Annotated in this window: 18 protein-coding genes; 6 read left to right on the plus strand and 12 right to left on the minus strand. The window is 34.6% G+C overall.

What is annotated here, in order from left to right:
• Window positions 1-13: 13 nt before the first annotated feature.
• The 7 genes from BUR19_RS04925 to BUR19_RS04955 all read right to left on the minus strand — a co-directional run bounded on the left by BUR19_RS04925 (window position 14) and on the right by BUR19_RS04955 (window position 6,941).
• Window positions 14-1,636 carry an alpha/beta fold hydrolase gene (locus BUR19_RS04925; RefSeq protein WP_074233777.1) on the minus strand — a complete coding sequence of 541 codons (1,623 nt, stop codon included), beginning with the start codon at window positions 1,634-1,636 and terminating at the stop codon, window positions 14-16.
• A 71-nt stretch (window positions 1,637-1,707) separates the two neighbouring features.
• Window positions 1,708-2,613, minus strand: a complete 906-nt coding sequence (locus tag BUR19_RS04930; RefSeq protein WP_074233778.1) for an EamA family transporter — start codon at window positions 2,611-2,613, stop codon at window positions 1,708-1,710.
• A gap of 76 nt (window positions 2,614-2,689) precedes the next feature.
• Window positions 2,690-3,604, minus strand: coding sequence for a hypothetical protein (locus BUR19_RS04935; protein WP_074235555.1), 915 nt, complete (start codon window positions 3,602-3,604; stop codon window positions 2,690-2,692).
• Between the two features lie 88 nt (window positions 3,605-3,692).
• Complete coding sequence (locus tag BUR19_RS04940) at window positions 3,693-4,232, minus strand: helix-turn-helix domain-containing protein (protein WP_074233779.1); 540 nt, start codon at window positions 4,230-4,232, stop codon at window positions 3,693-3,695.
• Between the two features lie 19 nt (window positions 4,233-4,251).
• Window positions 4,252-4,851 carry a hypothetical protein gene (locus BUR19_RS04945; protein ID WP_074233780.1) on the minus strand — a complete coding sequence of 200 codons (600 nt, stop codon included), beginning with the start codon at window positions 4,849-4,851 and terminating at the stop codon, window positions 4,252-4,254.
• A 21-nt stretch (window positions 4,852-4,872) separates the two neighbouring features.
• Window positions 4,873-5,433, minus strand: coding sequence for a helix-turn-helix domain-containing protein (locus BUR19_RS04950; protein WP_074233781.1), 561 nt, complete (start codon window positions 5,431-5,433; stop codon window positions 4,873-4,875).
• A gap of 77 nt (window positions 5,434-5,510) precedes the next feature.
• Window positions 5,511-6,941 carry a T9SS type A sorting domain-containing protein gene (locus BUR19_RS04955; RefSeq protein WP_074233782.1) on the minus strand — a complete coding sequence of 477 codons (1,431 nt, stop codon included), beginning with the start codon at window positions 6,939-6,941 and terminating at the stop codon, window positions 5,511-5,513.
• An 80-nt stretch (window positions 6,942-7,021) separates the two neighbouring features.
• On the opposite strand from BUR19_RS04955, the gene BUR19_RS04960 reads away from it, so the two are divergent.
• Both BUR19_RS04960 and BUR19_RS04965 read left to right on the plus strand, forming a co-directional pair.
• Window positions 7,022-7,882 carry an aldo/keto reductase gene (locus BUR19_RS04960; RefSeq protein WP_074233783.1) on the plus strand — a complete coding sequence of 287 codons (861 nt, stop codon included), beginning with the start codon at window positions 7,022-7,024 and terminating at the stop codon, window positions 7,880-7,882.
• A gap of 165 nt (window positions 7,883-8,047) precedes the next feature.
• The gene (locus BUR19_RS04965) at window positions 8,048-8,380 is read left to right on the plus strand and encodes an RNA recognition motif domain-containing protein (protein WP_074233784.1); all 333 of its coding nucleotides are present in this window, start codon (window positions 8,048-8,050) and stop codon (window positions 8,378-8,380) included.
• Between the two features lie 49 nt (window positions 8,381-8,429).
• On the opposite strand, the gene BUR19_RS04970 is transcribed toward BUR19_RS04965, so the two are convergent.
• Genes BUR19_RS04970 through BUR19_RS04980 form a run of 3 tightly spaced genes read right to left on the minus strand, consistent with a single transcriptional unit; the run spans window position 8,430 to window position 11,344 of the window.
• Complete coding sequence (locus BUR19_RS04970) at window positions 8,430-10,226, minus strand: DUF4153 domain-containing protein (protein ID WP_074233785.1); 1,797 nt, start codon at window positions 10,224-10,226, stop codon at window positions 8,430-8,432.
• A 26-nt stretch (window positions 10,227-10,252) separates the two neighbouring features.
• Window positions 10,253-10,732 (minus strand): BlaI/MecI/CopY family transcriptional regulator, encoded by a 480-nt coding sequence (locus tag BUR19_RS04975; protein WP_074233786.1) that lies wholly within the window; start codon window positions 10,730-10,732, stop codon window positions 10,253-10,255.
• A gap of 12 nt (window positions 10,733-10,744) precedes the next feature.
• The gene (locus tag BUR19_RS04980; RefSeq protein ID WP_074233787.1) at window positions 10,745-11,344 is read right to left on the minus strand and encodes an ABC transporter permease; all 600 of its coding nucleotides are present in this window, start codon (window positions 11,342-11,344) and stop codon (window positions 10,745-10,747) included.
• Between the two features lie 206 nt (window positions 11,345-11,550).
• On the opposite strand from BUR19_RS04980, the gene pdhA reads away from it, so the two are divergent.
• The 3 genes from pdhA to BUR19_RS04995 all read left to right on the plus strand — a co-directional run bounded on the left by pdhA (window position 11,551) and on the right by BUR19_RS04995 (window position 15,469).
• Window positions 11,551-12,555 carry a pyruvate dehydrogenase (acetyl-transferring) E1 component subunit alpha gene (gene pdhA, locus BUR19_RS04985; RefSeq protein ID WP_074233788.1) on the plus strand — a complete coding sequence of 335 codons (1,005 nt, stop codon included), beginning with the start codon at window positions 11,551-11,553 and terminating at the stop codon, window positions 12,553-12,555.
• 88 nt (window positions 12,556-12,643) lie between these two features.
• On the plus strand, window positions 12,644-14,266 hold the full coding sequence (locus tag BUR19_RS04990; RefSeq protein ID WP_074233789.1) for a pyruvate dehydrogenase complex dihydrolipoamide acetyltransferase: 1,623 nt from the start codon (window positions 12,644-12,646) through the stop codon (window positions 14,264-14,266).
• A 465-nt stretch (window positions 14,267-14,731) separates the two neighbouring features.
• On the plus strand, window positions 14,732-15,469 hold the full coding sequence (locus BUR19_RS04995) for a DUF2490 domain-containing protein (protein WP_139297265.1): 738 nt from the start codon (window positions 14,732-14,734) through the stop codon (window positions 15,467-15,469).
• A gap of 75 nt (window positions 15,470-15,544) precedes the next feature.
• Here the strand turns inward: BUR19_RS04995 and BUR19_RS05000 are convergent, their stop codons facing one another.
• Both BUR19_RS05000 and BUR19_RS05005 read right to left on the minus strand, forming a co-directional pair.
• A complete protein-coding gene (locus BUR19_RS05000) occupies window positions 15,545-15,991 on the minus strand; it encodes a phosphohydrolase (RefSeq protein WP_074233790.1) in 447 nt (148 codons plus the stop codon).
• Between the two features lie 161 nt (window positions 15,992-16,152).
• A complete protein-coding gene (locus tag BUR19_RS05005; RefSeq protein WP_074233791.1) occupies window positions 16,153-18,633 on the minus strand; it encodes an FtsK/SpoIIIE family DNA translocase in 2,481 nt (826 codons plus the stop codon).
• 319 nt (window positions 18,634-18,952) lie between these two features.
• Between BUR19_RS05005 and ccsA the strand changes: the two genes are divergently transcribed.
• Window positions 18,953-22,186 (plus strand): cytochrome c biogenesis protein CcsA, encoded by a 3,234-nt coding sequence (ccsA, locus tag BUR19_RS05010; protein ID WP_074233792.1) that lies wholly within the window; start codon window positions 18,953-18,955, stop codon window positions 22,184-22,186.
• The last annotated feature ends 49 nt before the right edge of the window (window positions 22,187-22,235 follow it).

Genomic DNA, 22,235 nt, shown 5'->3' on the forward strand with positions numbered 1-22,235 from the left:
CTGTAATTTAGAATTATTTCTTCAGAAAATTGAGAATCGTATCGTTCAGTTTTTCCGGTTGTTCGAAAGGAACATAATGCGTAGAATCCGGAATAATCGCCAGTTCAGAATCCTTGATGAAGGAATGGATGAGATTGGTATGTTCCGGTTTAATAACATCATTTCTGCCGGCAATTACCAAAACAGGATTGTGGATATTCGTAAGTTCTTTATAGTTGATGTTGGGATGGTTCAGCATCAGTTTGATTAATCGTGGATTTCCCGTATTTTCTGCAAGTTGTTGCTGGAATGTTTTGATGAGATTTTCATCTACGCCGGAAGGATTAAGATTGGCACCAATGGTTACCAATTTATTGACCAATTCCGGATGTTCCAGATTGAAGGTCAATCCTGTATTTCCGCCGTCACTCCAGCCAACGATATTCACTTTATCGAGTTTCAGATTTTGGATGATTTTATAAAGATCTGAAGCGAATTGATCATAAGAATAATCATCCGTGGTCAAATCTGTGCTTCTGCCTTGTCCACGTGTATCTATAGCAATCACACGATAATGTTTTGAGAAAAAAGGAATTTGTTTGTAGAAATCAGAAATGCTTCCGTTGTTCCCGTGTAGCAGCAAAAGTGGTTCGCCTTTTCCGTACTCTTCGTAGTAGATTTTAGCATCATTCAAATCAATGAACTGTCCATTTTTACTTTTTCCGAATTCGGTTTTCTTGGCTTTTTCCTTATTCTCATAATAAACAATCAACTGATTGGTTTTGAAATCGTTTTCAGTATTGTTTTCAACTTCAGCAATCTCTTTATCGTTTTTCGTTTTATCATAGCTGATATCGATATTAGAAATAAAACTGCCATCAAAAGTTTCCCAATTGCCCTGACTCTGATATCTGAACAAAAGGTCTTTGGATAGCGTTTTCTTAGCAGAAATTCCGAAGACAAAATCGAAATTTTCCATAGGTTTATAATCTACCAATTGCAACGTAATTGCAATTTTATCAAGATTATTGAATATTAATCTGTAATTTGACAAATCAATGTTTTGCCAGCCTGTTGTTGAGGTTTTGTAAATGATATTCTCCTCCAAAAGTGATTGCTCGGGAAGATTGTTTTTTACTTTATAAATATTCAGTTTCAATGTAATTTCCTGATATCTGGAACTTGGGATGATATGAAAATTATAAGATTTGAGTTTTGTTTTTTGATAAATCGGAAAAATGTTTCCTTGCTCAACCGTTGGAATATTCTGGTCGAACATTTTAGAAAACGTAAGAAAAGGCTTTGATTTTTGACCAACCAGCTTTTCTTTCATTTGTTTCGCAACGATATTGACGTTCTCAATTTGAGTCGTTTTGTAATCGAGAATGATATTGGGATTCACTTTAAGTTCATTTGTAGAAACTGTTTTGTCCTGATATCCCGATGCGCTGAAAGTAATTTTGCTGTCTGAATCCTGAGGAAGTTCTAATTGATAATCGCCTTTTTCATTGGTAATAGCTCCGTTTTTTGAATCTTTAATTCCAATAGAGCTGTAAGCGATGATTTCGTTGTCCGTGTTTTTTACAGTTCCGGAAATCGTCTGTGCATTGAGGTTGAATCCCATCAAAAGGATTAATAGAAAAAGGAGTTTCTGCATTGTTTCAGTTTTTGTTATCTGTTCTAAAGACAACAAAAACGTTACAGGGTTGCCTGAGTTTTATGAATTAATTAAGATAATTTCACTTTTTCCTGATTTAGTCTGAAAATCTCTTTCGTATTGAAAACAATTACTGCCACAAATATTAATGAGTAAGCACAAATCTGAATTATATTTAATGGTTCGCCATAAACTGTACTGGCTAAGATGAATGCGATAATTGGATTGATATTCAGAATCATTCCGACTTTTGAAGAAGCGATTCCTGTTAAGGCAAATAGATTCAGTAATAATGGGACAATCGTGTACATTACTGCAATAATCTCGACAAAGAAATAAAATTTGAATTCCATAGGAACTGGTCCTGAATAAGCCGGAAAAAATGGCAACAAAATCAAAGCTGAAATAACAATATGGAAATTCAGAATCAGAAACTTATCGAATTGCTTATTTTGGCTTTGACAAACCAGATATGCCGCATAAGTGAAACCAATTAAGCTGCTGTAAAACATATCCAAAATATTGCTGTACGACAATAAGATGCAGCCGACTAAGCTCAGAAAAACCGATAACCACTGAAGTTTACTCAATTTATCTTTCAATATAAAATAAGCCAGAATCGTCGTGATAATCGGACAAACCAAATAGGCGACCGACGTTGCCCGAACGCTCACGTGATTCATCACATAGATAAACGAAAACCAATTGGCGGTCAACAGAATACTGCTTCCGACATTAACAATAATCGTTTTTCTTTTCGCTTTTTTAGAAATGGATTTGAAATAATTTAAGTTCTGTTTCAGTTTTTCTCTTTTGAAAAGAATCGAAACTAGCGACATTATCAATGCACAACTGAAAACCCTGTAAAATAGGATGTCAGAAGATGCGTAAGAATGAAGGGGTTTAAGCACCAAACTAAAAGTTCCCCAAATAGAAAATGCTAAAATAGCAGCCAGATAATGTCGAAGATTGTTCAAGTCGTTGTTTCGTTTGGAATCAATTGCAAAAATAGATAACTTTTGAAGGAAATTCTCTATAAAACTATTGATTTCCTCAATCTATAATTCCGATTTTCTTATCTCCACAATCTATAAAAATACTATTATTCAAAAAGATTTTGTTTCCCAACATTCCCGTCATTCCGGAGAATTTCATCATAGAAAACTGCGCATCGGAAAAACCTTCAACATATGTGACTTGTTTTACAGGAATCTTCAGATTTTTGAATTGAATATTTTCCTTACAATCCGTTGTATAAGTTGTCAAAATATTGTTCCAAGACTGTGTTTTTTCAGTATTGATTTTTGAATTTGGCGTTTTCAAATTTTGCCATTCTTCTTTGTAAGTTAACAATTCGTAAGCGCTTGTTCCGGAATCATAGAGGAATTTTCGTTTCTCACCTTTTAGAATTCCGTTAATAATAATTCTTCTTTTCTTGAATTTGAAATCGAACAATTGATTTTTAAATTCATTCGGGATTTGATTCAAATTAAAAACAACTTGGTTACTTTTAAAATTGATCACGGTTTTTCGGTCTTCTAAAACATCAGAGCCAATCGTTCCAATGATTTTGATGGTGTCTTTTTTTTCATTTTTTTCTTTAGTAAATATTTTAAATCGGTTGGATGAAATTTCAGTTTTTCCAATAAAGAAAAAAGTTTTTGCCCGCTCATTATTGATAGAAATTTCTTTGATGTTTTTAATTTGATTAGAATACAATACGGTGTAAGGCGAACCTGTGTCAAATTGCAAATAATAAGTTTCCGGATTTCCAGAAAAATGAATCGGAAGAAGCAAAACGTTTTTGTCATTTCCCAACCAAGTGATGGGAATAATTCCACTTTCATTTTTGACAGTTAAATAGTTTTCTTCGGGCGTAAATTTTTGGTCAAAATAAATATATCCTCCAACCAATATCAAAACCAAAAGGGCTAAAAATCCTAAAGCTAATTTCTTAAAAAGTTTCATTGTCCAATTTTTCTGCAAGATTCGGTTTTTGAAATTGAAATTGCTGTGAAAATGATATGACAATTTTACGTCAGTTTTATGACGTAGTTTAGAAGAAGTTGCTTTTCAGTTTTATAGAGAGTTGATTGGTTTTGTTGAGACTGATTCCGTTTTTGATGACAATCCAAAGTTTGATGATGATAAAAGCAATTAATGGAATTAAAAACAATGGAAATTGGATAGAAAACCAATGCTGAATAAACGGACTTAAAATTAATAAAACGGAAATAATAAATGCCAAAATAATCTGAACACAAATAATACTTTTTCCTAATTCTCGATTGAGAGAATCCTGAGTTTTGTAAGTCAAAATTGCCGGAAAAATAATCCCGCCAAAAGGAATAATCAATCCGGATAAAGCCGAAAGGTTGATGAGTTTTGCTCTGTCGATTGGGATGTTTTCTTCTTTGGGAAACAGATTTTCTGGTTCGATTTCCAAAGTCTTTGCAATGGCTTTCAAAGTAAAACCTTTTGGGATATTTCCGGATTCAATTCTTTGAATCGTTCTTAGAGAAAGTCCAGATTTTTCTGCTAGCTCAGTTTGAGTTAGGTTTTTGGCTTCGCGAAGGGTTTTGACTTTGGTTTGCATTACTTAATATAAAATAAAATCATCTATATATTTTACCCGACAATAATTCCAAAACATCAATAAATTTCTTCAAAACAGGTTTGTTTATCAATATGTGTGAACATTCTTCATAATAATATTTTGGAGCATAATAAGAATATGAACTTTGTGTATTGTTTTGAATGAAAGTTAACTTGTAACCGCTAGCATCCGAAATCATACAAGGTGGCGGAATTGTATTTGGGTCTTGTGAAGATTTTAATTTAAAGTCTTTTTGCTGATACTTTAATAGTTCTTTTAATTGAGTAGAATTAATTAGGTTAATTATACTTTTTTTCAATTTATCATCGACAATAATTTCTTCAATTGCTTTTTCGGAAACTTTATCTTTCAAATATGACTTTGGTCTTTCTTGTTGATAAGCAATAATTTTCCCGTCATTATTTAAGAAATAATAGCGAATAAAATCATATGCTGACCAACCACCGTTAATTTCATAAATGACGCAAATTTCATTTTTATCTAAAGTTTTTGGTAGTTTTTGATTTGTATCAATAGAATTTGATAACTTCAAAATTGGCAGTTGTGCGAAAATCAAAAAATTGATAAGAAGAAATACTATTGTAAGTGCTTTTTTCATTTGTGCAAAATTTAATTTTTATCAAACCTTATCCAACGCAATCCTCTTTTTCTCATTAGAATTAAGAAACTGAGTAGGAGAGAAGCCTGTGATTTTCTTGAACTGATTGGAAAGATGCTGAACACTTTTGTAACCTAATTTTTGGGAAATCTCTGTCAGATTCAATTCTTTGTAAAGCAACAATTCTTTTACTTTTTCAATCTTTTGAAGTATGAAATATTGCTCCAACGTTACATTTTCATTCTGAGAAAAAAGCTTAGAGATAGAACTGTAATCTCTGTGTAATCCGGAACTCAAGAATTCTGACAAAATAAAATTGTCATCCAAATCTTCATCCGAAATTTTTTGAATAATAAGATTTTTGATTTTCTCGATTTGTTTTTTAGATGAATCTTCCAGAATTTCAAATCCAGTTGATTTGAGTTTCAAGTTCAAGGTTTGAAGTTCTTTGTCAGAAATCTCATTTTTGGTTTCAACTTCGCCTAATGAAATTTGAATGATGTCAATTTTCAAGTTCTCAAATATCGATTCCACCGCAGCAATGCAGCGGTTACAAACCATATTTTTGATAGCAATTTTCATCTCACGAATTTACTGGAAATTTTAATCAAAAAAAAGCACCACGATTTGTGATGCTTTCTAAGATTTATTTAGATTAATTATTTAATAATCAATTTAGTATTTGATTTTTTACCTTCAGATTGTTGCGTGATGATATAAACACCAGATTGTAGATTGGTATTGATTTCATTTCTGCCTTTATTAACAATAGAAGAAAAAACAACTTTTCCGCTAATATCTTGTATCACGATGTTTCCAGCATTTTCAGTTTCCAGAAAGAAATGGTTTTTACTTGGATTAGGGTAAACACTCAGTTTAGATTTAGAAACGTCCGAAACTGCCAAAGTTTCTGCGCAATTGTATGGTTTAAAATTGATAGTATTAGCAGTCTGGCTTCCGATAACGGCAAGAACCATCGCATCATTGGACAGTTCATTTTCTCTCCAGCAGTTGCCTACAGCGTTTACAATATTAGTCGTATTATTGAAAAGTGCAACAGTATTACCGTTGTTGACATTATTTTTGAAAATATTATTGCCAGGGCTTTCTTCCGTGCCTAGTTTCACAGTCGCATTATTCAACAAAGTGATTCCCCAAAGATTCCCTCTGATTTCATTCTCAGCAATTACAACGTCTTTAGCGCTGGAAATTGATATTCCGCTACCACCAAGGTTTGGATCATTCTGGGTATTGTTGTTCTCAATAATATTATTTCTGATGACTCCAGAAGAAGTAGAGCCATAGGAAGTGATACCATATCGGTTGTCTCTTATAGTGTTACCTTCTATACGGAATTTGTTCACACCACCAGTCAAAGCAGAAGCAGAAATACCGCCAACCATAATTTTTGTACGGTCTCCAATGATTGTATTATTGATGATTTTCAGAGAATCTGCACCGCCTGGTCCCATATTGATTTGAGGCGTATTGCTGTTATCTGTTACGTTTCCAGAGATGTAATTGTTGATAAATGTGGCAGAAACTGTAGCATTTGCAGCGGAGCCAAAAGCAGCTTTTCTGTTTTCTATAAATTGAGAATTGCTAACAACCGGGCTACCTTTAGAAAAACCAAGAGCGCCACTTGTGGAAACGCCACCGTGATTTTTATAAACAATACAATTGTCCATTAGGAAATTAGCCGTTAAAACTCGGATTCCACCAGCATAATCTACTCTAGTATTTCGCATCTCTACGACAGATCCGTCCTCAAAACGAATTCCTTTAAATGGAAAACCAGAATCTACAGAGTTAATTAAAAAATTGGTTGCTGTAGTTTTATATTCGCCAAAGACATAAAGTGTTTTATCACTATTCACACTCAAAGTTGTATTCTGGTCGATAATCAGTTTATCAGTTGCAGAAATGGTAATGTCATCCATCATCATATAAAAAGTACCTTTATCTTGCAAAACTGTGGGTGCAGCTGCAGAAAGACTGGCCAGTGTGTAGGTTGTTCCATTGTTTGGAGTTGTGAATTGTGCATTGATAAAACCACAACACATCACAAATAATAATGTAAATTTCTTCATAAGACTTCAAATTTTTTAAGAATCAAATTTATATAATGTATTTTATTTTTTACATAATATATTTGTGAAAATTTATTAGTATGTTTTCAGAAATTATCGCTGGCACAATGCGTTGGGGAATTTGGGGAGCTAATCACTCCGAAAAAGATGCTCAGAAGTTGATAGAAGTTTGTCTGGAAGAAAATATCACAACATTTGATCATGCTGATATTTACGGCGGTCATACCACAGAAGAACTTTTTGGCAATGCCTGGAAAGAAATGAATATTGACAGAGAAAAAGTTAAGTTTATTTCCAAATGTGGGATTGTAATGAATTCTGAAAAGAAATCTTCCGCTCTCAAATATTACAATTACGATTCTAATTATATTCAAAATTGTGTTGATGAGAGTCTTTCTAATCTAAAAACAGATTACTTGGATGTTTTACTATTACATCGTCCATCGCCTTTGATGAATCCTGAGGAAGTAGCCAATACATTTCAAATTTTGAAAGACAATGGGAAAGTGAAACATTTTGGCGTAAGTAATTTTTCGGTTTCTCAGTTTGAACTAATTAATCAATATTTCCCACTAGTTACCAATCAGATTGAAGTTTCTGTTAATCAAATTTCAGCGTTCAATGATGGAACTTTGGATCAAATGATGATAAAAGGATTGAGGCCAACCGCTTGGTCCGTTATGGGAAATTATTTCTCTGAAAGATCTGAACAGAATATCAGATTAAAAAACATAATCAAAGATCTTTGCAGGAAATACAATGCAGAAGAAAATCAGATATTGTTAGCCTTCATTCTGAAACATCCATCAAGAATAATTCCAGTTATTGGTACTTCTAAAGCAGAAACTATTCGTGAGCTGAAAAAATCATTATTGATTGATTTGGAAACAATAGACTGGTTCAGAATATTGGAAGCAAACCGTGGAGCAGAGGTGGATTGAGCTTTTGTATATTAATTTTTAAATTTAATATAGAAGTTATTGATTATTCAAAAATAATCGTACCTTGCACCAAATTATATTTGAAATCAATAATCTTCATTTTTTGTTGTTTTTCCTTATTTATAATTTTAAAACAACAATTTTTTATAACTTAATTTTTTTAAAATGAACATTTTTGTTTCAAACATCAATTACGCAACTAAGGATTATCAGTTGCAAGAATTATTCGAAGAATTTGGAGAAGTATCTTCTGCAAAAATTATCACTGACAGAGAAACTGGGAGATCAAAAGGATTTGGTTTCGTAGAAATGGGTGATGCTGAAGGCAAACAAGCTGTTGAAGCATTAAACCAAAAGGAATTGAACGGAAAAATTCTTAACGTAACAGAAGCAAGACCAAGAGAAGAGAAGCCAAGAAGATCTTTCGATAACAACCGTGGCGGTGGTTACGGAGGTGGAGATAGAGGCGGAAACCGTGGAGGTGGAAACCGTTGGTAATCTTACAACTGGAAAAAATAGAAGCGATCAAATTTTGATCGCTTTTTTTTTATTTCTTTCGGATGAGCAAGTAAGCATCGTCATAACTTATATTTGGATAAGTATTGCTCCTGTACTGTTCTGTTGAAAAACTTCCTAGGATCATTTTCAGATGATAATCGCCAAGGTCGGCTTCCATAGAAATCTCCGGAACGTTGACTTTACCCACTTTTCCTTTGTATTTCTTAACCAAATCTTTTATTAATGAAGAAAAATCAGCTTCTTCATCAGAATTTAAAATGACTTTGAACTGAGGATTTTCATCGGTAACTCTATCATAAATTTCAAAATTATCATTGCCAATTTTTTTGTTACCGTGATTGTACCTGTTGAAGTAAAAAACATATTGATAGTCTTTTACATCAATAATATTTTGATCTGAAATTACTTCTAATCTGTCATAATCAGAAGCGTATTTATCTGTTTTTTTTATGTCTGAAAAGCTATAGTAGAGATCAGAATTGGCGCTCCAGAAATTGTTTTCATTAATGTTTTTAGCAAGGTCTTTACTCTTTTTAGTGTCAATTAAATTTAATAAAAAATCTTTATCATTTCTCTTGATAAGAAACACAAACTCGTTTCCTATTTTTGTTACAACGCTGTCTGCAACTGACTTTTTGAAGTTAATTTTTTGGTTTGAGGTTAATAATTTGTGATCATTCAAAACCTTCATCAGTTGATTTTCCTGACTTCTTTTAGCAACCGAAAATGTATTGAAATAAGGAAAAATCAAAGAAAATAATCCAAAAGCAAAAAGACTGATTGGGATGAATTTGATATTCTGATTTTTATTAAGTATAAAATAAAACATCACAGTTACCAGCCAAATCGCAAGAAGTAAAACGTAATATCTTGGTTCGGTATATCCGTATTCCAAAATCCTTGTGAAAATTGCTGTGAGTAACAAAATCAATAAAGGAATCAAGGTAAAATAGAAAATCTTGGAAAACATCTTAACCCACGATTTCGCAGAATTTTCTTTTAATGGATGAACCAATAAAATGGCTAAAATCCCAACGATAGAGTAGGCGAGAACCAGATACGAAACCCAACCACGAGGTAGTTCCCAATTCAACAAGATTTTCCCCGAATAGAAATATAAAATGACAACATATATTATAAGAAGTGGAATGAGAATGTATTGTGTGAAAAACTTCAGAACGACAGGATAAGCTCCTTCTTTTTCAAGATATTCTAATCCTTTTTCATTAAATAATAAAAAGATGAGACTGCTTCCGAAAATGGCTAATAAATAAAATACTCTCAGATAAATTTTATCACTAAAATTAAAATCAAAAAGCTGGTCTACTGCAACGATGGCTAATTCTACGCCGCCAGTCAAAACGCCCGTGAAAATCGTTGTCAGAAAAATATTGATGAAAAGATTCTTGTTGTATTGCCAAAAATCCATTTCGGTTTTCTTCCTGAAAAAAGCCGCAAACGAAACAAAAAGATGGGATAAGATATAAGTCGGAACGAGCAAAAATGCATAAACTTCTGTAAAGTCTTTCTCTAGTTTTGGCAATAGAAAATAAAGTAGAACGATAAAAAGAATGCCACCCAGTTCTAATAAGAACTGTTTCCCGATTCTTTGTGAAAGGATTTTCAACCCAAACATCAACGAAATTCCGAGGCAGGAAACTAAAGTGAATTTAGTTAAAGTAAAAACCTTTTCGCTGGTTCGGAAGTTATCTTCAGCAATGAACATCAGGCAAATTGAAGCCGATAATGCCATCAGCAAAACCAAAGGATATTGCCGAATTGCATACAAGGCTTTCCCGAATATTTCGTTTAATTTTTGAATCATTTGGCAGAGTTTTTAATTAAGATATTTTACTTTTTCTTATCTTTTTTCTTCTTTTTGTCCTTCTCCTTCTTCTTGGATTTTTTATCGCTGGTTATTTCTTTGATAAAATCCTGAATGTGATTTTCCTGCTCTTGCTTTTTGGTAGCAAAAACCGTTTTTGATTTGATTAAGTTCTCAAAGTCTTCTGAAGTTATTAATTCCTCATCCAACAAAACATTGAAAAGTTCGCGTCCGGAATTGTTAAAATAATTTTCCAAAAACCTTTTCAATACAAATTTTCGGTATTCTACAAATTCTACAGCAGGTCTGTAAAGATAAATTCTGCCTTGCTTTTCTGTCGATAAATAGTGTTTTTCGACAAGTATTTTTAGGAACGTAGAAACAGTATTTTGATGCGGTTTTGGTTCTGAAAAGCTGTCCATTAACTCACGGAAGTAGATTTGCCCTTTGTTCCAAATCAGTTGCATTATTTCTTCCTCAGAAGGTGTTAAAGATTGTAGTATCATATATAGTTTAGTTTAAAAGATAATAGTTTTTACCATAATAAGGTAAATTAAAGATACAAATATGGCGATTGATGCACCAGAAAAAACTTCTTTCGGCGTATGCCTTTTCAAAATAATTCTTGTAATTCCAATGATGATTGACAATGCAAACCAAAAAATTCCAATGACAGGTTCTATCGCAAAAAAAAGAGCTGCAACATATATATTAAGACTCGTGTGCATCGAGCTTTTGATAAAAAAATTACTGACTTGCATTAATATTAATAAGATGCAGAGCATAAAAATCGTCCAGTCCATTTCCTTGTGCAGATAAAAATCAACTCCTAAGAAAATAACAGTTGCAATGATGATAAAAATGTAAAGCGAGTGGCGTTGCTTCCGGTTAGAAACGTCCATATTGGTATAGTTTCCGTTTTTTACATTTTTGTAAATCCAGATAGCAATAGGAATAATCAGCAACAATAAGATCGGGAGGAATTTCTTTGAGGCTTCTTCCCAAGTATAATTTTTATAGCTGTAATAAAAAAAGTAAATAACCAATGAAACCAAAGGGTTGAAGAAATTCGAAATCACTTTCGAGATAGAGAGAATAACGGGGTTTTTGATTTCCATTCATAAAAATTTCGATTTCAATATACAAAAATTATTAATTTGTAAAAACCAATAGAATTGAATTAACTTGAATGTTTGCGCAAACGATTGCGTAATTTTCTATATTAATTATACTTAATGATTTCTATTCTTTAAAAAATATGATAATATGCATACAATAAAGAAAGATTTTTTTTCTTATTTTTGCTACATATTTCGAAATTACAATGAAAGAATTTTCTAAAGAAGTCTACCTTAAATGGTATGAAGAAATGACGATGTGGAGAAGGTTTGAAGACAAATGCCGTTCTCTTTATTTAAAACAAAAAATCAGAGGTTTTTTACATTTATATAACGGTCAGGAGGCAATTCCTGCAGGTTTTACCCACGCAATGGATCTGTCGAAGGATAGTATGATTACGGCATACAGATGCCACATCCATCCAATGGCAATGGGAGTTGACCCAAAAAGAATTATGGCAGAACTTTGTGGAAAAGCAACTGGAACATCTCAAGGTATGGGAGGTTCTATGCATATTTTCAGCAAAGAGCACCGTTTCTACGGAGGTCACGGTATTGTTGGTGGTCAGATTCCTTTGGGAGCTGGTATTGCTTTCGCAGATAAATATTTTGACAGAAAAGCAGTGAATATTTGTTTTATGGGAGATGGTGCAGTACGTCAAGGCTCGCTTCACGAGACTTTCAATATGGCAATGAACTGGAAACTTCCTGTAGTTTTCGTTTGTGAGAACAACGGTTATGCAATGGGAACTTCTGTTAAGAGAACTGCTAATCACGAAGATATCTATAAATTAGGATTAGGATACGAAATGCCTTGTCTTCCTGTAGATGCGATGGATCCAGAAAAAGTAGCAGAAGCAGCTTATGAGGCTATCGAAAGAGCAAGAAGAGGAGATGGACCAACTTTCATCGAGGCTAGAACTTACCGTTACAGAGGTCACTCTATGTCAGATGCTGAGCCTTACAGAAGCAAGGACGAAGTAGCACAATATAAATTGGAAGACCCAATCGAGATTGTGAAAAGCAGAATCTTGGAAAACAACTGGGCTACTGAACAAGAATTGGAAGCTATGGATGAGAAATCTAGGGAGTTTGTAGAAGAATGCGTTGAGTTTATGGAAAATTCTCCATATCCGGATGCAAATCTTCTTTACGACTATGTATATTCTACTCCGGATTATCCATTCATCAACAAGTTAGAAAATAATTAATAACGATTTGATGATGTGAAGATAGGTTGATTTGTTTTAACTAATTCTCACCGCATCATCTCATTATCAAATTAACATATCAAAAATTATGGCAGAAGTAATTACGATGCCCCGTTTGTCTGATACGATGACGGAAGGCAAAGTTTCAAAATGGCACAAAAAGGTAGGCGACGCTGTAAAAGAAGGCGATATCCTTGCAGAAATCGAAACTGATAAAGCAGTTCAGGATTTCGAATCCGAAATTAACGGAACTCTTTTATATATAGGTGTAGAAGAAGGTGCACAAGCTCCTGTAGATTCGGTTTTGGCAATTATCGGTAAAGAAGGAGAAGATATTTCTAGTCTTATCGGTGGTGGTGCAAAAACTGAAGAAAAGAAATCTGAAGAAGAAACTAAAACTCAAGGCGAATCTACATCTGTAGAAACTGCTGATGAGGGTGCTGGTTCAGCTGATATCCCTGATGGTGTAGAAGTTATCACAATGCCTCGTCTCTCTGATACAATGACGGAAGGTAAAGTGGCTAAATGGCAAAAGAACGTTGGTGATGCTGTGAAAGAAGGCGATATCCTTGCAGAAATCGAAACAGATAAAGCAGTTCAGGATTTCGAATCAGAATTCAACGGAACATTATTATACCAAGGTGTTAGCGAAGGCGATGCAGCAGAAGTTGATAAAATTTTAGCAATCATTGGTCCAGCAGGAACGGATGTTTCTGGTGTTGTTTCCGGAGGTGGCAAAAAAGCTGCTGCTCCAAAAACTGAAATTAAAGCTGAAACCAAAATAGAAGAGAAACAAGAGTCTGCACCAGTTGCGGATTCTTCTACTGGCGACAGAGTTGCTATCTCTCCTTTGGCTAAGAAAATTGCTCAAGATAAAGGAATTGATTTCTCTGGAATCAAAGGTTCTGGTGAAAACGGTAGAATCGTGAAGAAAGATGTTGAAAACTATCAGCCTTCTGCACAACCATCTGCTGCGGCATCTGCTCCAAAAGCAGCTCCTGCACAGCCAAGTGTAGCATTCACGCCAGGTGAAGATTCTGAAACACCAAACTCTCAGATGAGAAACATCATCGCGAAGAGATTGGCAGAAAGTAAATTCACTGCGCCACATTACTATTTGACGGTTGAAATCAATATGGATAAAGCGATCGAAGCTAGAAAAGAGATGAACAGCGTTCCGGATACGAAAGTATCTTTCAACGATATGGTTATCAAAGCGGTTGCTGTAGCATTGAGAAAACATCCACAAGTTAATTCTTCTTGGGCTGGCGATAAAATTGTTCACCACGGAAATATCAACGTTGGTGTGGCGGTTGCTGTGCCAGACGGATTGGTAGTTCCTGTATTGAAAAATACAGATTATATGAACTATAACGAGATTTCTGCAGCAGTGAAGGATATGGCTGGAAGAGCGAAGACTAAAGCGCTTAAAGCTAACGAAATGGAAGGTTCTACTTTCTCTGTTTCTAATCTTGGAATGTTCGGAATCGAGACTTTCACTTCAATCATCAATCAACCAAACTCTGCGATCTTATCTGTAGGAGCGATTATTGAAAAACCAATTGTGAAAAACGGACAAATCGTTGTTGGAAATACAATGAAGCTATCTCTTGCTTGTGACCACAGAGTAATCGATGGGGCAACAGGAGCTCAGTTCTTGCAAACGTTGAGAACTTACCTGGAAAGTCCGTTGACGCTTTTATTAGGATAGAATAACATATTCGAAATATTCATAAAACCTTTCAATTCTGTTGAAAGGTTTTTTTTGTGATATTTAAAAACAATCTGTTTAGATTAAATCACAACTTGTATTTGGTTCAAGCGATTTGTTTAAAAAGAAACACAATTTGTATTTCATTAAAACAATCTGTTTAGAGAAAAAAACAATTGGCATTTAATTAAAACAAGTTGTTTAGAGAAAAACATAACTTATTTTTAGTTTAAACAATCTGTTTTGAAAGTAGTAATGTTGTTTCTGTGTTGAATCTGCGTAAGGGATGGTAACGGATATCCTTTTTGTCTATGGAATAATGCTAATTTGGATGTGATATGTTCTGGACAAAAAGATAGTAGTGGACAGCCCGACCCGCTTGTTTTTTGCTGAACTGGAAATGTTGATTTTAGTGATTAATGTTCATAAGCAAAAAGAAAGGGTTACGCCCAAAAAATTATTATTATGAATGTTGTATTTGATTATCTTTGCATCGTGAAAAAGCTTGGTTTTGTATTTCTGTTTTTAGGTGTTTTTGCGTTGGGGCAGGATCACCTTTCTGGTTTTAATATGATGTCTTTTACGTATAAGATGGATCCGAAATGGATGGCTTATGTGGAACTCCAAACCAGAGCCAGACGTGATTATACAGTCATTGATTATTATGAAACCAAAGGCGGGATTGGGTATAATCTGAATAAAAATAATCAGGCATTTGTTGGGCTTGGAAGATATGGAACTTATGAGAAAATGAAGATTTCTCAGGAGGAATTCAGACTTTGGCTACAATATACTTTCACGCAAAGATTTGGAAGGCTTAAGCTAGATCACAGAGGAAGAGCTGAACACCGGTTTTTCTACGCAAGTCAAACCGGAGAACATACAGAAGCGAACCGTTTCCGTTACAGGCTGAGCGCAACTTTACCAATCAACAAACCAAAAGTTCAGGAAGAAACTTTCTTTATGAATGCTTTTGAAGAATTATTCTTTGGTCCGAAAGACCCGAATTTTAAACGAAACCGGACTTTTGCGGGTTTTGGTTATCAGTTCAATCATACATTATCTGCAACCACGGGTTATATGTTCCAGAGAGAATTTTCCACCAAAGGCAATGATAATTTTCACTTTCTTTATTTTGCGCTCAACTTCACCATCGATGGAACGGATGACGAGAAGGATATTGTGATTCCGATGGTGGATTAGAGAAATTTTTCTCGCTGATTTTGCCGATTCAGCAAATTTAAAATCTGCATAATTAGCAAAATCAGCGAGAGTGATTTAATACTTTTCAGAAAGATAAAGGTACGCCTTCAGATATTTGTTGAAGCGCTTCAAATCTTTTTCCTGCAGTAGTTCTGTACATCTTGTTAGGTCCATATTATCTCTTAAGTCATTTAATTTTACAGCAATTGCAAGCGGACTTTTTTCAATTCTTGTAATAAAGGCATCATAATCCAGATGCTCTTCTTCACGTTTTGTAAGACATTCGACTGCTTCAAGAATGTGTTCAGGAAATCCTTTTTCTCGGAGGTATTCTATTGGATAATCTGGGTTGTCTTCTACAACATCGTGAAGAATCCCGACAATCTTTTCATCGATGGTTTTACCGGCATTCATTACCCGGAAAACATGTCCAAGGTAGGGAGCATCATACTTATCTGTCTGTTTTTTGTGCGCTTTTGTAGCAATCTTTATGGCTTTGTTGAGGAGTTCGTGCGACGACATTTATTATAAAAGTTTAAAACGAAATTATGAAAAGAAAATGAAAAGATGATGCGAAAAGTTTCAGTTTTTATATATTAATTATTAGGATAATATTATTACAATACTTCTCAGAAAAAATAAAAACGCCAAGACTACTTGGCGTTTCTGTATATTTAATTAAGTTATCTTCCTTTCAACTCATCCAACAATCTTTCCAAAGAATTAAGATCGGAAATCAAAACCTCTCTTGCCTTTGCACCATTGAAACCACCAACCACGCCTGCCGCTTCCAATTGGTCCATAATTCTTCCGGCTCTGTTATATCCTAATTTCAACTGTCTTTGTAACATTGATGTCGAACCTTGCTGCGTAGAAACCACGATTCTTGCACCTTCTTCAAACAATGCATCTTTCTCGTTCGGGTCAAAAGCGCCGACTGTTGAACTGCTTTCTTCACCAGAATATTCAGGAAGAAGATAAGCGTCAGAATAACCTTTTTGCTCTCCAATAAATTCTGCGATTCTTTCAACTTCCGGTGTGTCTACAAATGCACACTGCAAACGAGTCAAATCATTTCCGTTGAAGTAAAGCATATCTCCTTTCCCAACCAATTGTTCCGCACCAGGCGAATCCAAAATAGTTTTAGAATCTACTCCAGAAATTACACGGAAAGCAACCCTTGCTGGGAAATTTGCTTTAATCATACCTGTAATGACGTTGACAGAAGGTCTTTGCGTCGCAACAATCAAGTGAATTCCAATTGCTCTTGCTAACTGCGCCAATCTCGCAATCGGATGTTCTACTTCTTTCCCTGCTGTCATAATCAAATCTGCAAATTCGTCTACTACTAGAACGATGTAAGGCAGATATCTGTGACCATTTTCAGGGTTAAGTTTTCGTTGCGCGAATTTGGCGTTGTATTCTTTGATGTTTTTACAGAATGCGTTTTTCAGCAATTCGTAACGGTCATCCATCTCGATACAAAGTGAATTCAGCGTATTAATTACTTTCGCATTGTCTGTGATAATCGCATCTTCTGTATCAGGCAACTTCGCCAAATAGTGTCTTTCTATTTTTGAGTAAAGTGACAATTCCACTTTCTTAGGATCCACCATTACAAATTTCAATTCGCTTGGATGTTTTTTATAAATTAACGAAGTTAAAATCGCATTAATACCAACTGATTTTCCTTGTCCTGTTGCTCCAGCCATTAATAAGTGAGGCATTTTTGCCAAGTCAGCTACGAAAACTTCATTGGAAATAGTTCTACCAAAAACGATTGGCAAATCCATATCTGCTGATTGGAATTTTGGCGAAGCTACAACCGAACGCATCGAAACCATTGTCGGATTTTTTCTTGGAACCTCGATGCCTATTGTTCCTTTTCCCGGCATTGGTGCGATGATCCTGATTCCAAGTGCGGAAAGATTCAAAGCAATATCATCCTGTAATTTTTTAATTGCTGCAACACGAATTCCTGCTTCCGGTACAATTTCGTAAAGTGTAACAGTTGGTCCAATTGTCGCTTTAATTTCAGAAATTCCTACGTTAAAGGTTTTCAATAAGCCAACAATTCTGTTTTTATTTTCCTCGAGTTCGTCTTTATTAATGGTGATTTCCTCGTTTCCGTAATCTTTCAGTAATTCAACAGAAGGCATTTGGAATTTTGCCAAATCCAATTTGTGGTCATACAAACCGTGTTTGCTAACCAAATCATCTGATTTTTGTTGCTCAGCAGTTACCGGAAAATCTTCGTCTTTTTTAATTTCTACATTGAAAGCAAAATCATCTTCAGATTTTACAACCGGACTTTCAACAACTGTCTTATGAGGCTGAGCTGGAGTAGAGGACAAAACAATTGGTTCAGGAGCAGATTCTTTAATCGGTTCTTTGATTTCTTCTCTGAAAGAGGTTTGATTCGGCGTTTTGATTGGTTCAAAGTCCTGAGTTACTTTGATATTACTGAAATCATTCTCAGTTTTTACAGGATTTGAATTAGCAGAAATATCTTCTGGGACAATTTCTTTTTCAAGTTCTTCATCTGCTTCAAATTCTTCTTCAGAATCTGGCATCAGATTTTTCAGTTTTCCAAACGTATTATTATTAATGTTATTCAATTTATTCTTGATAGAACTTGGTCTTAGATTAAATTCCAAAACAAAATATAAAGCAAAACTTACAAAAAGAACCATCCAAAGTCCAACAGAACCGATATAGGATTTAAGATAATCCATAATCTGATAACCGTAAACACCGCCAAGAACGCCTTCGCCATTAGTTATGGCACCAAAGAAAATCGGAGTCCAGCAAATGAAAAATAAACTGTGAGAAATGGTTTTCCAAGGTTTGAAATAATTCTTCTTAAAAACCAAAGTGCCAAAAACAAAACACAAAAATGCCACAACAAAAGCTGCTACGCCAATACTCTCAAAAATGAAAAGATTTCCCAGCCAATCACCGATTTTTCCAAATAGATTAGAAGATTCTACAGTTTTGTCAGACATTGTTCCGGCTTGGCTTTGGTCAGACTTCCAATTCATCAGATAAGAGATGAAGGAAAGTGTCAAAACTACAGATAAAATTATCAGCGTGACACCCGAGATAATTCTCGGTTTTGAGATGATTTTGCTTGAATTGGAGGTCGTATTTTGTTCGTTGTTCATTTTCAAAAAAGGTCAATAGATGCAAATTTAATGTTTTTTATTAGTCATATATATTGTTGAGAGTTATTTTTAATTTTTCTTAAAATTATATGAATTTTTAGCACTCTAATTATCAGTTTGAAAAGGCTTATTAAGAATGTTTCAAAATAACGATTTGGCTTTTCAAAATGACAAAAAACAGTTTTTTTTGATGCCTTTGTGATTTATCATCCTTATTTTTGTGGATTCTAAATTTTCAGATCAAAATCGCCATTTACAAAACCCGTGAATTAAGCCCAATCGATGAAGTCTGACAAATAAAATATTAGATATCTAACTTATGAAAAAGATTCAGGATATTCTCATTTCTACGCGAACGATGGCAGTTTTGCTTCTGGCTTTCGCAATTTCTATGGCAGTTGCTACTTTTATCGAAAATGATTACGGAACGCCAACTGCAAAAGCCTTGATTTATGAAGCAAAATGGTTTGAAGCCATTATGTTTTTATTGATTCTGAACTTTATTGGAAACATCGGAAGATATAGACTTTATAAAAAAGAAAAGTGGCCAATTTTGGTTTTTCACTTAGCTTTTATTCTGATTTTCATAGGTGGTGCCATCACTCGCTACATCAGTTTTGAAGGAACAATGCATATCCGTGAAGGCGAAACTAATAATGAGATTGTAACGGACAAACATTTCTTCAAAATTAAAATTGAGGAAAAAGGAGAACAACAAAATTATCACGATGTTCCTTATTTGATGTCGCCTCTTCATCACGATTTCCAAGCGACTTATGATTTCTTAGGAAAGGAAAAAATTGTTATCAAAACTCTGGATTATATCCAAAGAAAGAAAGATAGTTTGGTTGCAGGAAATGGGAAAGAATTCTTGCATTTGGTTTCTACCAGCGATATGGGCGGACGTCAGAATATCTATTTAGCTGAAGGCGAAGTTCAGAATATCAACGGAACTTTAGTAAGTTACAACAGAACGGCGATTGAAGGTGCTGTTGAATTCCAGAAAAAAGATGGACAACTCTATATCAAAACTCCTACTGATGCAGCTTATATGACAATGGCAACTCAGGCAACTGGAACAACGAAAAAAGATGAGTTCCAGCCTTTGGTTTTGAGAAGTCTTTATACGATTGACCAATTGAAATTGGTAATTCCGGAAGGAACTAAAACAGGAAAATTAGTGGCATACGAAGGTGATAAACAAAAAGATAAAGATGTTCCGGACATGTTGAAAGTTGAAGTTTCGGGACCAAAAACAAAGCAAGTTGTTGACCTTGTAGTTGAGAAAGGAAATCCAAATAATTACAAACAGATTCATATCGATGGATTAGATGTGATGTTAGGATTCGGACCGAAGATTTATTTCACACAGCCTTTTGCACTTAAACTGGAAAAATTTGTGATGGAAACTTATCCTGGAAGTTCTTCGCCGTCAGCTTACGAATCTCACGTGAGAATCGTGGATGAAGGAAAAGAAACGCCTTACAATATCTATATGAATCATGTTCTTAATTATAAAGGTTACAGATTCTTCCAAGCGAGTTTTGATCCAGACAGAAAAGGAACAGTTCTTTCTGTGAATCACGATTTCTGGGGAACTTTGATTAGTTATATCGGTTATGCATTTTTATTTTTAGGAATGTTTGTAACGATGTTCTGGAAAGGTTCTCGTTTCTGGAGCTTAAACCAAATGCTGAAAACCATTAGTAAGAAAAAAACTGCGGCTGTTGTTTTACTTTTATTAAGTTTTGGTGTCAACGCTCAGGAAATTGATATGCACGGGAAAGACGGAAGTCACGAAGGTCATTCTCATTCCACCGAAGCAAAACCAGCTTCTGCGAGTAAAAATCCAATGGTTTTAGATGCGGACGAAATGGTAAAGAATATTACTATTAATAAAGAACACGCAGACAAGTTTGGTTCTCTATTGGTTCAAAATTATGAAGGTCGTATTGTCCCTGCCAACACACAGGCACTTGACATTCTACATAAATTAACTTCCCGTTCTAAGTTTCAGGATTTGGATGCTAACCAATGGTTTTTGGCTGCTACGATTGACCCAATGTTTTGGGCTCAGGTAAATATCATTAAAATTGAAACAGCTGGTAAAGTTGGAAAAGACCTTAGAGCAAAAACAAAAGCTACAGAAGAAGGTTTTACAAGTTTGATTAAATTATTCCCAGCCGATAAAAACGGAAATCTTCGTTTCGTGTTAGAAGATGATTATAATGATGCGTTCAGAAAAAAAGCGTCTGAAAGAACAAGATATGATGAAGCAGTTATCAAACTAAATGATAAAGTTCAGGTATTGAACGGAATTATGTCTTATCAATATTTCCGAACTGTTCCTGTCAAAAATGACCCAAATCATACTTGGAATTCTGTAATGACACCTACTTTTGAACCGGATGAAAATGCGCAAGCGGTTTTAGGCCCCTATTTGTCAAGTGTTCTTATGGCAACGCAAGGTGGGAGCTGGGCAAAAGCGGATGCAGAACTTAAAAAAGTAGAGGAGTATCAACAAAAATGGGGAAAGAATGTAGTGCCTTCTGAAACCAAAGTTAAGCTCGAAGTTCTGATGAATACCTTGGATATCAACTTCAAATTGTTGATTTTCTACACTATTATTGGAAGTTTATTATTGATTTTAGGCTTTGTAGAATTGTTCAAACCGGGCAAAATTCTTCATAACGTTGTAAAATCATTGATTTATATCGGAGCAGTTGGTTATATCTTCCATTTCTTAGGTTTGGTCGGAAGATGGTACATCTCTGGTCACGCACCTTGGAGTAATGGTTATGAAGCCATTATTTTCATCTCTTGGGTAGGGATTTCGGCAGGATTTGCTTTGTATAGAAACTCAAACACTTTGATTCCCGCAGCTGGATTCTTGGTAGCAGTAATTATGATGGGATTTGCGCACGGTGGTTCGGCTCTAGACCCACAAATTACGCCGCTAGTTCCGGTTCTGAAATCTTATTGGTTGGTAGTCCATGTGGCAATTATCACTTCGAGTTACGGATTCTTCTCGTTATCGATGTTGATTGCAATGATTTCTTTGATTTTCTATATAATCGCCAACAAAGACACGTTCAAAAGACATAATGATACAACATTAAAAGAATTAGCTATTGTAAGCGAAATGTCTTTAAATATCGGATTATTAGCTTTAACAATCGGAAACTTCTTAGGGGGGATTTGGGCGAATGAATCTTGGGGGCGTTACTGGAGCTGGGATCCGAAAGAAACTTGGGCTTTTATCTCGATTATGATTTATGCATTTGTAATCCATATGAGATTGGTTCCTGGATTGAGAGGTAGATATACTTTCCATGTGGTTACGATGTTTGCGTTTTGCTCAATGGTAATGACTTATTTCGGAGTTAATTATTACTTGTCAGGATTACACTCTTATGCAAAAGGAGATCCTATTCCTTTGCCACTTTGGGTTTACATCAGCTTAGGTTATATGTTGGCACTGTCGATAGCGGCTTGGTTTAAGTATAAAAAATTGAACGAAAAACAAGAAAAAAGAACTCAAGTAGAGCCTTAAGACTTTTTACATAATTAATTAACCGGACTTTTAATAAGTTCGGTTTTTT

The sequence above is a fragment of the Epilithonimonas zeae genome, assembly GCF_900141765.1.
GTDB lineage: Bacteria > Bacteroidota > Bacteroidia > Flavobacteriales > Weeksellaceae > Epilithonimonas > Epilithonimonas zeae.

Excerpts from the sequence above, each read along its gene's own strand:
- BUR19_RS04925 (WP_074233777.1), bottom strand. The coding sequence starts at position 1,636 with ATGCAGAAACTCCTTTTTCTATTAATCCTTTTGATGGGATTCAACCTC.
- BUR19_RS04935 (WP_074235555.1), bottom strand. The coding sequence starts at position 3,604 with ATGAAACTTTTTAAGAAATTAGCTTTAGGATTTTTAGCCCTTTTGGTT.
- BUR19_RS04940 (WP_074233779.1), bottom strand. The coding sequence starts at position 4,232 with ATGCAAACCAAAGTCAAAACCCTTCGCGAAGCCAAAAACCTAACTCAA.
- BUR19_RS04945 (WP_074233780.1), bottom strand. The coding sequence starts at position 4,851 with ATGAAAAAAGCACTTACAATAGTATTTCTTCTTATCAATTTTTTGATT.
- BUR19_RS04950 (WP_074233781.1), bottom strand. The coding sequence starts at position 5,433 with ATGAAAATTGCTATCAAAAATATGGTTTGTAACCGCTGCATTGCTGCG.
- BUR19_RS04955 (WP_074233782.1), bottom strand. The coding sequence starts at position 6,941 with ATGAAGAAATTTACATTATTATTTGTGATGTGTTGTGGTTTTATCAAT.
- BUR19_RS04960 (WP_074233783.1), top strand. The coding sequence starts at position 7,022 with ATGTTTTCAGAAATTATCGCTGGCACAATGCGTTGGGGAATTTGGGGA.
- BUR19_RS04965 (WP_074233784.1), top strand. The coding sequence starts at position 8,048 with ATGAACATTTTTGTTTCAAACATCAATTACGCAACTAAGGATTATCAG.
- BUR19_RS04970 (WP_074233785.1), bottom strand. The coding sequence starts at position 10,226 with ATGATTCAAAAATTAAACGAAATATTCGGGAAAGCCTTGTATGCAATT.
- BUR19_RS04975 (WP_074233786.1), bottom strand. The coding sequence starts at position 10,732 with ATGATACTACAATCTTTAACACCTTCTGAGGAAGAAATAATGCAACTG.
- BUR19_RS04980 (WP_074233787.1), bottom strand. The coding sequence starts at position 11,344 with ATGGAAATCAAAAACCCCGTTATTCTCTCTATCTCGAAAGTGATTTCG.
- pdhA (WP_074233788.1), top strand. The coding sequence starts at position 11,551 with ATGAAAGAATTTTCTAAAGAAGTCTACCTTAAATGGTATGAAGAAATG.
- BUR19_RS04990 (WP_074233789.1), top strand. The coding sequence starts at position 12,644 with ATGGCAGAAGTAATTACGATGCCCCGTTTGTCTGATACGATGACGGAA.
- BUR19_RS04995 (WP_139297265.1), top strand. The coding sequence starts at position 14,732 with ATGAATGTTGTATTTGATTATCTTTGCATCGTGAAAAAGCTTGGTTTT.
- BUR19_RS05000 (WP_074233790.1), bottom strand. The coding sequence starts at position 15,991 with ATGTCGTCGCACGAACTCCTCAACAAAGCCATAAAGATTGCTACAAAA.
- BUR19_RS05005 (WP_074233791.1), bottom strand. The coding sequence starts at position 18,633 with ATGAACAACGAACAAAATACGACCTCCAATTCAAGCAAAATCATCTCA.
- ccsA (WP_074233792.1), top strand. The coding sequence starts at position 18,953 with ATGAAAAAGATTCAGGATATTCTCATTTCTACGCGAACGATGGCAGTT.